Consider the following 14,182-nt stretch of genomic DNA (forward strand, 5'->3'; position numbering starts at 1 on the left):
TTCATAAATAAAACGATAGATTCATAACAGGTCATATCACGATTCCATCTTTAACACTATTATTATAACGTTAAAGTTAAAAATATACAATATGTAATTTAAACTACGCATATGTCTGCATGCAACTATCCATAATAACCCATATAAAGTGAAACTTTAATCAGCCTTAACCAATCGGGCTTTTACGGGCAGCCCGTTAATCCGGGATAAAACATAACAAGGAGAAAGTGAACAAATGGGGTCTTTTAACAAATGGATACGCGGTGAAAAATCTTTTTCTGCACAAGAGCAAGCTGATCATACATTACATAAACCTATTTCTTCTTCTCTTCCACTTAATTTAAAACACTTGTCCAAGTTATTTAGTGGTATTCCAGAATTAATTACACGTACTTTTCCGTTAAAAAACGGCCAAGAGGCTGCTCTTATATATATGGAAGGACTTGTAGATAAAACTGTTATTAATGTAGATATTCTTCGTCCTCTTTTATTTAAAGAGTGGAATGAGGACGATTTTTGGGAATCTTCCGTTTCTATCGGAAATATAAAAAAGGTTCAGAAGTGGACAGACATTGAACAATCCCTTTTACATGGTAAAAGTATTTTATTTATAGATGGGCAACTATCAGCTTTAGAACTAGATACGCAAGCGGCACCAAAAAGAAGCATTGAAGAACCTACAACAGAGACATCAATAAAAAGCTCACATGAAGGATTTAATGAAGTAGCGAGCGACAGTCTCGCTCTTATTCGCCGATATATCCCAAATCGCGAATTAAAGGTGAAGGAATTCACCGTTGGCGAGCGAGCAAGTTCTAAAGTTTTTTTACTTTACCTAGCAGACATCGCAAACGAAGATGTCATACAAGAAATGACATGCCGCATTGAATCAATAAAAGTGGATGCTATTCTTACTACCGGTGAATTAGAAGGTTTTGTTGAAGATAATTCATACACGCTCTTTCCACAATTATCAATAACCGAACGTCCTGATACGACGGCCCATCACATTTTGAATGGGCGAATCGCTGTTGTTGTAGATCGCTCACCCGGCGTATTAATTGGACCTATGACCTTTTCAGCTTTTTTTCAAACAATAGATGATTACAGCTTCAGGCCAATGATTCCATCTTTTATACGTCTCCTTCGTTTCACAGGATTATTTATTGCAATTTTTGCTCCTGCTCTTTATATTGCTATGATTTCCTTTCATTATGAAGTGATTCCGCTTAAATTATTGTTAACAATCGGCGAGTCTCGTGCTAAAATTCCTTTTCCACCTATATTAGAAGCACTTTTGATGGAATTAGTACTTGAAATGCTCCGTGAAGCTGCGGTTCGGCTTCCGGGTCCCGTTGGACAAACGATCGGCGTCGTAGGAGGAATTGTAATTGGACAGGCTGCAGTGAAATCGTTATGAAAGCGCACTTCTTCTTCTATTACAAAAGAAGGCTAATACACCAGTTTCTCTTACAATGAAGATCCCTTCTACTCGAGTTGAAAGTAATAGTAATTTAAAAGATACAGAAGGCAACGATTTCGTAACTATAAATGTTCTTAGCATGAATCGTAACATTCGTTCAGGCTATAGCGATAACCGTTTCAAATTTAATATTAAAATGAATTTAAAAATTGCTATATCTGAGATTACATTCAATATGGATTTAGATAAAGATAAAAAGAAATTAACTTCACTTATCGCAAAACAACTAAACAAAGATTTAAACGAATTAATTCACAAAATTCAAAAACAGCAACTGGATCCATTCGGATTTGGTGATTATGCGAGGGCTTTTCAATATAAAGAATGGAAGAAGGTTGAAGACGATTGGCCTAATTCCTTTTCCAAAGCTAGCGCAAAAGTAACACCGACTATCAAAATTTTAGAAAGTGGGATTATTAAATAAAAAATACACGCTATCTGTTCTTATAAGTATAAAGAACAGATAGCGTGTTTTCATTTACATGACAAGTATTATTTCAACAGACTATACTCTATTTCCGTTTCTAACATTACTATGTTTTTTTGCGTATATAAAATATATAAAAACACCGATTATAATCCATGCCACAAAACTAATTAAAGTAAGCTTAGAAAGGTTCAAAGCTAAATATATACAACTTACTATTGAAACGATAGGTAAAAAAGGTACTAGGGGCGCACGGAATGGTCTTTTCATATTAGGATGTGTCTTCCTTAGTACAATGACAGCTATAGATACAAAAACAAATGCTGTTATCGTTCCCATATTCACTAAATTAGCCAATAAGTTCAAATCCACTAATCCCGCTAATAAAGCTGCTAGTATGCCTGTAACCCACGTATTAAAAAATGGCGTTTGTAAACGTTTATGAACACCGGAAAGTCTTTTTGGTAATAACCCATCTCGACTCATCGAGTAAGATACACGAACAAATGCAAACATAGCTACTAACAGAACTGTCGTTAGCCCCGCTATTGCCCCCACCGATAACAAGCCAGCAATTCTATCTTCTCCTACAGTGCGCAACGCATATGCAACTGGATCAGCAACATTCAACTCCGTAAACGGAACCATTCCAGTCAACACGAATGAAACTCCTACATATAGAACGGTACAAATGAATAAAGAAACAAGTAGCCCAATCGGTACGTTACGCTGTGGACGCTTCACTTCCTCTGCAGCTGTTGCAACTGCATCAAATCCTAAAAAAGCAAAGAATACAGTGGCTGCTCCTCCTACCACACCGTGAAAACCAAACGGTAGAAATGGTTGCCAATTTTCTGGTTTTACATATTGTGTCCCTACAATAATAAATCCTACAATAACAGCCAGTTTAATAATAACCATTATATTATTAATTCGGGCACTTTCTTTTGCACCACGACTTAATAAAAATGTTACAACTAAAATAATCAGAACTGCTGGTAAATCAATAATTCCATCCTTCCCCATGCCAGGTGCTGATGCAAAGATTGTAGGGATGTGAATATTAAACCCTAGTAGCAATGACTGAAAATAAGCTGACCATCCTGCTGCCACCGCAGAAGTTGCTAATAAGTACTCCAACATCACACACCAACCAACTATAAATGCAAAAATCTCACCTAATGTCATATATGTATACGAATATACACTTCCTGAAACTGGAACTGCAGATGCAAATTCAGCATAACAGAAAGCTACACATGCACATACAATGGCCGCTAATATAAATGATAATACAATCGCTGGACCAGCATGTTTCGCCGCTACGATACCAGTTAATACAAAAATCCCTGTACCAATAATCGCTCCAATTCCTAAAAGAGTTAAATCAATCGCTCCTAAAGTTTGATTCAATACTTTTTTCTTTTCTTCATCCATTGTTTTCTTTATTAAAAGACTCATTCATTGAAACCTCTTTTTCAAGTTTATCTCTTACTAATTACAATCTTTATTACTGTTCTGTTTAGAAAATAAAATTATACACAATTTACTCCTTTTCTCTTATAGACTTAGCAATCTTAAAAACAGAAAAATCAATCTTTTTAACTCATAGTAAATTTTAAAAATAATTATTGCGAAAATACATCTCTAAGAATGCTGATTGAATTTATCATACAATTAATTATATTGTCAACAATATAATTAATTAAACAAAGACGGTTAATTATGTATCAAATGTTATTTTTAAACATAATTATTTTCTCGAAAACATTGTTTTTTTTCTGTTTTCATGTTCATATTCATTTTACCTCACTGATTTTTATACAATTTTCATTACATAGAATTCAAATAAAATCACCATACCTTCAATCAAAATACTATCTTTAAATAATAATTCATTCGAAGTTATGTAACCTTTTTAAGCGAATAAAAAAGTGCAGATTTTCATCTGCACTTTTTTTATTCTTTCACTTCAGCTTCTGCACTACTATTTTCAAGATTCTCTTTCTGAGCTTCTTCTTCTATCTCAGCTGAAATCATTCCATAATAAAGTTCTGGATACAATCCAAATATTTGATATACACTTCCTAAAAACGGCATCAGAATCCCTCTTTTCTAAAGTTGTATTGCCACTTTTAAGGATTCCCTTTTCATTCATTATACATTCGTTTTTGGCGTTTCTTCTTCATCTTGAACACTTAATAAATTTTGCCACTTTTTATAAGGAGCGCTATTCGGATCCACATACCCTTTTGCATACGAACGATCCCACAATTGTTTAATAAACATTTCTTTCTCTTTCTTCGCAACCATATCGGCACCTGTACCGTAATAGTTTTGAAAGTATAGTTCGATTTCATCAAGGAATAATCTTAATAATTCATCTGACGTTTCTTCTAACGTCGGATCATACTTCGCTTCACGGTCATACATTAAAATCATATCTAAAAGATTGTGAACATGTTCTTTTCTAAGCCATCTTACATCTTGAGCTCCTAATACGAACGGATGTGTATATAAATGTCCACCTTGAATCATTGCCTTTTCTTGCTCTTCTTCAAATCTGGACAAGATGTTTTCATAAATAAACGGATTATGAAGTAATGCTCTGTGTAATTTATAACTTTCACTTGAAATATTTTTCCCCATCGACTGAATTAAGAAGCTACGTCCAACGCCGTTATATTGATACACAAACTGCCCATCAACAGCAACTAAACTAATCCAGCGATACATATACGCATATAGAAGGGCACGATTACATTTATCGTAGTCTAACTTCGTTTGAGTCGCATTCAAGTCGGGCATAAAGGCTGGTAAGTGCCAATACTTATCTAAATGCGGCGTTAAACTAGATTTTTTACTATTTAATTTGTTCACACGGCGATAATATGATTGGAAGTAGTCACCTTTATCATTCATAAAACCGTTCGCAATGTGTCCTGATGATAATTTAGGAAAATCTTGCAATGATAAACCGTAATGTGCCCGGTAACAGATCACTTCAAATGGTGAAAAAGCTTCATGTACTGTATCTTTTTCTTTAAACATTTCTTGAATTAATTCTTCTTGCAGTTCTTTCTTTAAAGTTGGATGTATACCCCAATATTGTAATTCCCTATGGTGAGAAACTTTCGGCACGAATGGACTAGCTAAATGGAACAGATCTTCAATTTTTTCACGAACGTATTCATCACGATCACGCTTCTTATAATCCGCTTCTTTTCGCAATGCCTCTATAATATTAAGTTCTAATTTATCACGATAACGTACTTGTAATTCATCATAACAATAGCTCAATATATGTTCACGATAAAAATCTTCTACCTTTTTCGATTGAATCTCTTCCGTTTTCGCATCCCGACAATATTCCCCATACAAACTCATATAAATTTCTGCTGATATATCTTTCGGCAATACACCTAAATTTAAATGTTGCTGCATATCTTGCCATATTTTTTCTTGCAACTTCTCTTCCGCTAATACGTATACATTCGTTGGGTTTGTTTTCCCTTCAAACTCCTTACTTCTTTTTTGAATTTCAAACAATAAATTTTCACGTGTTTCATGTAAATTATCAAAAAACCTTTCCCAATATTGAATCATTTTATTAACTGCTTGATATAACGATTGATAAACGAGTTCTAACAGCATTTCTTTTCTGTACTCATTTAATTTGTGTACATATTGCGTTACGATATCTTCAAATTCTTTTTTAAATAAACGTTGTTGATTATTCACCATTTTTCCAAACCAACCTTGTTGCTGAGCGATTTCAACGCGGCGTACAGCAGTTACCGTTCCATCTATATTACCTACATTAAATTTTTTATCATAATTTTGAATTACATTACGCTTCTGTTCATTATTTTCATGTAGTCGATTCATTTTTTCTACTAACTGCTTTCGAATTTCATATAACATAAAACGCGCTGCTACTGGATGAACAGGGTCTGTTTTCTTTAAAAACCATGTATTTAATTGATAGGACTGTCCTTCAGACCCACTTGGTGAAAAACGGTCTGATTCAATCATGTCATATAAAAGTGTCGTTACATGTTCATGTACACGGCTCGGAATCGCATACGCATATAAACGAACCGCATGATCTACTCTCGCTACTTCTCCTTTCATTTGTTCCATCATTTTTAGTTTCGCAGCTGAAATTTTACACTCGTGCTGCAAACGATTTAATTCCTCATCTTTTTGCACTGTGCGCTGTACATAGCTTTCTACAGCTTCTAAAAACAGTTTAGATTTCGCAACTCCGAGCTTACCACCCTCTGCTCCTTCACGCGTTTCATTGTACATTTGTCTATAGAAAATATGGGCTTGTTCTGGACGGGTAGCAAGATGTTCTAAATCCTCTAAATAACTTTTGCCACGCTCTGGCTTTTCACGCTGCATACCACGTTTTACATCTTGGTCGTACCTTTGCTTCTTTTCTTGAAAGAGTTGATCCAAATGAAGCCACGATTCGTCTAAACCTTGCACAGCCCATTTTAAAGCACAATATTTTAACACATGTTCATATGGATAAATGAGCTTTGCTGTTCCTGCCCCGCAATATCGTCCTTTCCCGCTTGATTCTGCCAATTGCTGAATTTGATTATCTTCCTGTGCAAAATGACTTGTGGACATCGGACTAAATAACTGTAAATAAATCGTATTTGCCATCTGCTCCATATAATCCGATAAATTGTGTAAATGGTGTCCATGTAAGTTTTCGTAATCGTATAAGAAACAATAATTGTACGGTAAATGATGTTGTTTAATCGTATGATTCGTTCTTCCATCCTCATCTACTTGATCCGGACGGTATTCTAATTCAATCGTTACACCACCGCGTTTTGATAATTCTCCAGTTGAACCGAGCGTAATGGCATGCAATTCTTTTAAAGACGCATAACCATTTGCTTGCACCGTTTCAAATTCTTTCGCACTAACCGTTCTCGTCTTCACTAACACATCAGGCATTAAAAATGCACCGCGTATTAAAATGTTATGATGCTGCAGTTTTTTCCGAAGCATTTCACGTAAATATAATGCAATTTGCAGAAACATCCCCGAACCTGTTCCACCTGCTAGTGATGTTACAATAATAACTCGCACACCATATTCCGTTTGATCACTTGTAACCGGAAAAATCTTCTCAATTTCTTGCCAAAAGGACGTCAATTTATCTTCTTTCATCGCAGCACGTAACGCTAAACGTGAAATGACGCGTAACTGTCCTGCTCCTTCTGTTAATGGTTTATCAAGTATAGTTGGATCCATTGGAAACCACTCTGGAATCGTTGGATCTCCTGCAATATACTCTCTAGGCGTTTTACTTGAACTCGTTTGTGTCTTAAACTTTCGAATATGATCAAATTTACTCAATGTATTCACATCTGTATCAAATACGTGCATCGCTACCTTTTTTCGGCGCTCTTCAGGCAGTTTTTCATATATTTGATGCGTCACAGTACTACCGATTCCACCTAATCCAATTAATATCGTTGGAACTTGTAATGTCATGTGAACCACCTTCCTATTCTTGCTTGTTTAAAAAGAAAGGGAAAGAAAGCTAAGACTCCCCTCTTATCCCTACCTACTATTCACATTCATATTTGTAAATCTCCTTACCATATCCTCTATCAATTAATAAAAGTTCATTTGGATATAGTGTCTTATGCTCCATTCCTACTTCTTCCTCTGTTATAAACATCCCATCAATAATCATTCCTACTACTTGTGACTCTTTCGCTACAAAGACAGATTTCGAACCTTTCTTGGCTATAAACGTAACGGATTGCACAGTTTTTCTTTCTGCTCGAAATGGGATACCAAAATAATGTTTCCACCATTTATTTCGAAGTAATTCTGGTTCAGATTGATATAACCAATCTTTCGCTACTTCTTGATCCCATTCGTAATACAATAGCGCTTTCCGGTGAAATCTTGGACGAACAATCCATCCTAAAACGATTATGCCTACTACTAGCAGCAATAAAGTGATAGGAATGACAAACTTAAAAATAAGCGCATACTTTTCATAAAACGGCGCACTTTGAATATGGAGTGATATTTGCTTCTTTACTTCTTGTAATTTCGCATCTTGTATAACGATGGTAGCTTCTACGGTGCCAGTATCTGTGAAATTGAATGTGTCGGAGTAATAAGGACGAGGATAAACGTAAATTTGATTACCACGTTGTTTTATTTCATAGTTGATTGATTGTTTAGATGTGACACCAGTAGATTTTAATAGTTTCTTTACAGCCCCTTCTGTCATCGGCTTACCATCTAACTTTGGTTGTAAAATAAACGGTTTACTATTCTCTAAATTCGTTACTTTTTCTTCATAATCTTTCGTAACAGTTTGAAGTGATAATTTTGGCTTTTCTGTTGTTTCAATTTTGAATTCTTTCGTCTGTCTGTAAAATCCCTTTATATTCATATGAACTTTTCCACGTACTAATCCTTTACCAATCTTCGTTTCGTAATAAAACACATGCCTCTTATCGTTCCACTTCATCGGATATTGTTTTCCGTCTATTTCTACTTCTGCTTGAAAGTAAGAAGACTGAATTGGTAACTCAGTAGGCTTTGCTTCAATAACAGCAGTAACACCTTCGTACATTTGTTCAACATTTTTTTGACTATTATCATCTTTGTCATAAGTAGAAACCGTATAGTTAAGCGCTGGTTCAACAAGTACTTGCAATCCTTCTTTCTCAATATCCCGATCCACTTCTATCGTATATGTTCCTGGTTTAATGACTTCCTGATTTTCCGTGCTTATATGAACTATATTTCCGAATAATTTCGCTTCTCCGGGTGCATGTATGGAAAAAGAAGACTGTAACTGTAATGGTTTCGAAATTTGTGTGACCTGATAATTAGACAGCGAAGGCGATTGTCGTACAAGCGTCATACGCTTTAATGGGAACGGCGTTGTAATCTCTACTTTCTTTCCTACTACTTTCGTTTTTACAATCGATTCAACGGAGGAGAATGGATCACGATTCGCAACTAATGCTGCCACTTGATTTACACTTTTTACAATGCCATCCTCTCCGCTTGACGGCATCGTAACTCCGTTTATCTCTTTCTTCCATATTTCTTTAAACGTATTTAATTGTTCTTTTTCTTGCTGCCCTAAATCCTCTTCCATCGTAATTAAGATAGGATGTAGAGATATCTTTTTTACATCCATTTCTTTCTTAAAGTCTGTTAGTTTCTTTGTAATTTGTTCTTTTCCGCCAACTTTATCTTTTTCTAGATCATTAAATGCCCCGTCAGTTAATACAATAAGCCAAAATTCACGTTTTCCATCTATATCTGCTTCCTTTTTTATAGATTGCATCGCCGTCTCTACTGCGCTAAAAGGAGTATTTAAATACGTTTTCCACGCTCCAATTCCTTCAATTTCTGTTTGCCTTTTATCCTTCGTTAACGAAATGTTTAACGGATTATTCGGCTTGCTCATTGGAACATAAGAAAATGTATCTTTTTCATCTAATAGCGCAACTAAACTTTGCAAAGCGTAATTGGCATATTTCCAGCGATCGTTATTTCTCATGCTGCCCGAATCATCATATACAAGTGAAACGACCCTTTCCTTTGCCTCCTCTCCTTTTGCAAAAGTCCAATAAGGATGTAACCATATAAATAGAAACAACATGAATGTGGCACAAATTCGAATTTTCATGATGAGGCTTCGCCACCTTTGTAGACAAATTCCTATGTTTAAATTTATGAGAGGAAACAAGATATATGACTTGTATTTTAGGACAACTAACCCACCATAACTTTATTATGTAAACATATATATACACTTGGTAATATTCTTTATAGCATTTTCTATCCAATTATATAAGCAAAAAAGCCTGTCTAAGCTTCATACTTAAAACAGACTTTTCCTACTTTTCATATTAAAAACACACAACAAAAAGTTTGATTTTTTAATTAGCACATTACTTCAATTGTAAATCCACCAGGCGCTTCAACATAAAACGTATACGCATGTGCATGTTTAGGAGGTTCAACCAAAAATCCATCTCCCTTCAATCTTTGATTCATTTTATTTATTAGTTCCTCATTTTCTTGCGGAAACCCTACATGAAATGTTTTAGGATACTGAACTTCTTTCCCTTTCATTAAATTTAGTATAAACCCATCCTTATCACGCATAACTGCAAAGCCATTTCCCCTCGTTCCACTTCAAATTAATCCAAAATATTTTTCTAAAAATTCTCTAGTAGCTACTACATCTGTAACCGTTAAATTAAGATGCTTAATTTTCTAATACTTTATCATATAAAGTAAAACTTTGATCAGTGGGGCGTTTACGGACAGTCTGGCTCCCCCCTAACTTTTTTGCTCCAGCCAAATTTTTTGGTAGGAGTTTTACTGCCCGAAAATAGCGGGATAAATAAAAAACACGCCTTTCACAGCGTGTTTCATTGCTTCACATATACTTCAACAATTGGATTATCTTTGTTATCTGCATGTAAGCGTATATTCGCTTCACTCGTATTATAAATGCTGGCTAATAGCATAATCGTTAACAAATTAGGAGTCTTAGCATCACTTCCGTATTTTCTTTCAAGCGCTTCTTTATATTCAAACTCTAAATCCCCCTGTATATATGTATACACTTCAAATCCATCCTCTAAATTGCAAACTACTGTATCAATAATATCCGCTCCTACTTGTTTCTTCATTTCATCTCGCAATGCTTCTATAAATTCTTTCCACGGTACTTCGTATGTTTGAAACTGATCTGTAGATTTCATTGCCTTTCCCTCCTTACTATATCCTTTCTCTATATTTCCCCTTTCATATAACAATTATGATAGGTAGGTCATTCGTACAAGCCGCACTTGTCCCCCTTACATATCGTATTACTGTAAGGGGGAAGGAGGACAGAACATGCATAGACAAAGATGTTATGATACGTGCCGACGTTATTTCGGTAAAGTTGTTCGAATTGAAGATCGCGATGGTCGCATTCATTTAGGCAAAATAATCGATGTGACAAATGAATCTGTATGGATCGAACCAATGCAACAGCGCTCATCTTTTGATACAGGATTCGGATACTATGACGCATATGCAAACGGTGGTTGTGATCTTTGCGGCGGCATTAGCAGGTGTGATAGTTGCGGATTTGGTTGCGGTGGTGGATTCAGTAGCTGTGGATGTGGCGGTCGTGGTTGCGGTAATTGTGGTGGCGGCGGCTGGGGTGGCGGTTGTGGCTGGGGCGTTGAACTTGGATTTGGTTTCATCTTCGGAATTACTTTAGCTGCATTATTTTTCATTTAACATAGTAAAGAGTTGACTACCTTTAGCCAACTCTTTTTCTCTACTTTTCACATATAAATATACGGTGTCCTAAAACATGTTGGTACATACGTCGTACGTTTTCATGTTGTACCCATGCCTCATATAACTCATTCGGAATATATGTTGATACATTCCATTCCGGCTCTTCTATATAGCTAGATATCGTTTCTGCAATTGTACCACCGCCAGCAATTGTAATTCTTTTGAAATTTGCTTTCTGAAATAGTTGTACCCACTCATTCTCAGTTAATAATTCTTTCATGCCATATAATTGGGCAATTTTTTCTTCCTCACTCTTCTCAATATGTGTATTAATAATCATTTCAATGACAACAAGCTTACCATCCTTCTGTAATACACGATAGCACTCTGATATAACCCTTTCTTTATCTGTAAAAGCGAGTATCGATTCCCCAAGCACAAACTCAAATGAATCATTTAAACAAGGTAATCGCTCTGCATCACCTTGAATCAATTGTACATTCAATCTTTCAAACAACCATCTATCTTTCGCTTTTTGAATCATAATTTCATTCTTTTCAACCGCTGTTACTTTATAACCGAATTCTTTTGTCATGTAAGCCGCTGTTTTCCCCGTACCACAACCTATCTCAAGGACATCCGCTCCTTGTCTAAGAGGCAGTTGTGCTAGCAATTGTTTTGTTAACGTAAAACCACCAGGATGAGCACTTCCTATTCCGTAATAAGCTAAGAAATCGATGTAAGTATTTCGTTCCATGGGATTCTCCCTTTTTTATTTTATATATTCAAGGAAGAATGAAAAGTGCATAAAAAAAGGGCGCATCACGCGCCCCCTCAGCTTATTTTTCCTCACCGATATATGCCCATTTGTAGCTGTAATCTCCACCAACTGGGTGGTGAACAATTCCTTTTACTTTTGCTCTTTGAACAATTGCATCACCACGTTGATATAATGGTGCAATTGCTGCATCTTCAAGTAACATTTTCTCAGCTTTCAGTAAGCTATCCCAACGCTCTTTCGTTTTCGTTAATAGCTCACCTTTACCTTTTTCTACAATTTCATCATATTTCTTATTTGAGTAACCAGTTTGGTTATGAGGTCCATCTGTAACGAACATATCAATGAATGTCATTGGATCTAAGTAGTCAGGTCCCCAACCAGCGTAAGATAAATCATAATCTAGATCTGATTCTAATTTTAATTTTTGTTTAAACGGCTGGTTTTTCAAGTTCACTGTTAAGCCTGGTAAGTTTTTCTCAAGCTCTCCTTTTAAGAACTCCCCTACTTTTTTCGCATTATCGCTATCATAGTTTAGCAGCTCAATTGTTACTTGATCTTTTCCAAGCTCTTTTTTCGCTTTGTCCCAATGCTCTTTTGCCTTTTTCACATCCGTTTTTAAAATATCTCCATTTTCTTTACGGAAGTCTTTTCCATCCGGACTCTTAGCAAATTCTTTTGGTACTAAGTAATCTGCAGGTGTAGATCCGTCATTTAAAATAACATTCGTTAAACCTTTTTTATCATACGCCTTTGCGATTGCTAAACGTAAATCTTTGTTCTTTAACACCGTATCTTGACCACCACGTTTTTGATTTAAACGTAAGAAGAACGTTGATGGTGTTTTTTGTGTATAGAAATCTGGATTGGATTTATATTTGTCAACAAATTCAGATACTAATCCTGAACGGTCAATCTGTCCACTTTCATATAAGTTGACACGTGTACCGCTATCTTTTACTACGTTAAAGTTGATTTCTTCTAACTTAACTGTTTTATTATCCCAGTACTGTGCGTTTTTCTTTAATTTCCAACCTTCTTCATGTTTCCAGTCTGTTAATGTAAATGGTCCGTTGTATAACGTTGTATCTGCTTCTAAACCGAATTTTGCACCTTTTTCATTTACGAATTTTTCATTTTGTGGATAGAATGTTCCGAATGAAGTTAATTCAACAAAGTAAGGAACTGCATTTTCTAATTCTACTTCTAACGTATAGTCATCTACAGCTTTTACACCTAACGTATCAAGCGCTGCTTTTCCTTCATTAATTGCTTTTGCATTTTTTACATCGAACATAATGTATGCATATTCCGCTGCTGTATTTTTATCTACAGCACGTTTCCAAGAGAATACGAAATCTTTCGCTGTTACAGGCTCTCCATTTGACCATTTTGCATTTTTATTTAATGTAAATGTATACTTCTTACCATCTTCACTCTTTTTATATGATTCAGCAACACCTGGTGTTGCTTTATTATCTTTATCCAGGCGATATAAACCTTCCATTACGTTGTTTAAAGCAAGAAACGATACTTGGTCTGTTGCTTTAACCGAATCCATAGATGGAATCTCTTGAGCTTCTGTTAAATTCAGCACTTGCTTCGCTGCTAATTTTCCGCCTTCTTTTTCACCGCTTTTTGGTGTTGTGCTTGCCTTATCTTTTTCCCCTGATCCAGAGCAAGCTGTTAATGCCATACTCATTACTAAAACTGGTGCTACGACCGCTGTCAATTTTTTCATCTTTTTTCTCTTCATTTTCTTGTACCCTCCCCAATTATATGTACGATATTAACATTTAGAAATTCTCTATTAACTTTTGTTATCAGAAAATTCTTATTAATTAATATTCTACTATTTTTCTGAGTTTTGTAAAGTATTTTTGTAAATTTTCTAAATATTTATTTTTTTGTGATAGTAACTTGTTGTTTTAACTACTATATGAATTATCCCCCGTCTACTATATGTAAACATCCCTCCCCTTATTCCACTCTATTACTACGTTCTATATTTTTCTTATTAGCATGAGATCTCTTACTTTCATTCATTTGTCTTACTACTTACTGAACTCTCTAATTTCCTCCGATAGAATCTTCCTAACTACCTACCCGATTCTCACTAGGCTAACGAGATTTATTCCCTTATGCATACAAAAAAGCATTTCAAAAGCAGCTCAGCCAC

Annotated in this window: 8 protein-coding genes and 3 pseudogenes; 3 read left to right on the top strand and 8 right to left on the bottom strand. The window is 35.4% G+C overall.

Translation table 11 applies throughout. The features are described from left to right. Positions 1-235 precede the first annotated feature (235 nt). Positions 236-1,414 (top strand): annotated as a pseudogene (locus MHH42_RS17645) (spore germination protein); the annotation flags it as partial. Beyond that, positions 1,410-1,907, top strand: a pseudogene (locus MHH42_RS17650) (Ger(x)C family spore germination C-terminal domain-containing protein); the annotation flags it as partial. The pseudogenes MHH42_RS17645 and MHH42_RS17650, both read left to right, overlap by 5 nt. Positions 1,908-1,988: 81 nt before the next feature. Here the strand turns inward: MHH42_RS17650 and MHH42_RS17655 are convergent. The 6 genes and pseudogenes from MHH42_RS17655 to MHH42_RS17680 form a co-directional block, all read right to left on the bottom strand. Then, a complete protein-coding gene (locus tag MHH42_RS17655) occupies positions 1,989-3,371 on the bottom strand; it encodes an APC family permease (protein WP_340893691.1) in 1,383 nt (460 codons plus the stop codon). Between the two features lie 498 nt (positions 3,372-3,869). Next, positions 3,870-4,010: a hypothetical protein gene (locus MHH42_RS17660; RefSeq protein WP_001116188.1), complete on the bottom strand. Its 141-nt coding sequence runs from the start codon at positions 4,008-4,010 to the stop codon at positions 3,870-3,872. 57 nt (positions 4,011-4,067) lie between these two features. After that, the gene (locus tag MHH42_RS17665; RefSeq protein WP_000175115.1) at positions 4,068-7,430 is read right to left on the bottom strand and encodes a tubulin-like doman-containing protein; all 3,363 of its coding nucleotides are present in this window, start codon (positions 7,428-7,430) and stop codon (positions 4,068-4,070) included. 76 nt (positions 7,431-7,506) lie between these two features. Further along, positions 7,507-9,606 (bottom strand): vWA domain-containing protein, encoded by a 2,100-nt coding sequence (locus MHH42_RS17670; protein ID WP_000702105.1) that lies wholly within the window; start codon positions 9,604-9,606, stop codon positions 7,507-7,509. Positions 9,607-9,863: 257 nt separating this feature from the next. Further along, a pseudogene (locus MHH42_RS17675) lies at positions 9,864-10,196 on the bottom strand (VOC family protein). 161 nt (positions 10,197-10,357) lie between these two features. After that, the gene (locus MHH42_RS17680) at positions 10,358-10,693 is read right to left on the bottom strand and encodes a hypothetical protein (protein WP_000842916.1); all 336 of its coding nucleotides are present in this window, start codon (positions 10,691-10,693) and stop codon (positions 10,358-10,360) included. A gap of 136 nt (positions 10,694-10,829) precedes the next feature. On the opposite strand from MHH42_RS17680, the gene MHH42_RS17685 reads away from it, so the two are divergent. Further along, positions 10,830-11,222: a hypothetical protein gene (locus tag MHH42_RS17685; RefSeq protein ID WP_000555009.1), complete on the top strand. Its 393-nt coding sequence runs from the start codon at positions 10,830-10,832 to the stop codon at positions 11,220-11,222. A gap of 40 nt (positions 11,223-11,262) precedes the next feature. Here the strand turns inward: MHH42_RS17685 and MHH42_RS17690 are convergent, their stop codons facing one another. Further along, positions 11,263-11,982: a class I SAM-dependent methyltransferase gene (locus MHH42_RS17690; protein ID WP_070173602.1), complete on the bottom strand. Its 720-nt coding sequence runs from the start codon at positions 11,980-11,982 to the stop codon at positions 11,263-11,265. Between the two features lie 82 nt (positions 11,983-12,064). After that, entirely contained in the window at positions 12,065-13,759 is a 1,695-nt protein-coding gene (locus MHH42_RS17695; protein WP_000823453.1) for a peptide ABC transporter substrate-binding protein, read from the bottom strand. Between the last annotated feature and the right edge of the window lie 423 nt (positions 13,760-14,182).

It is taken from the genome of Bacillus sp. FSL L8-0099 (assembly GCF_038006385.1).
In the GTDB taxonomy this organism is placed as follows: Bacteria; Bacillota; Bacilli; order Bacillales; family Bacillaceae_G; genus Bacillus_A; species Bacillus_A toyonensis.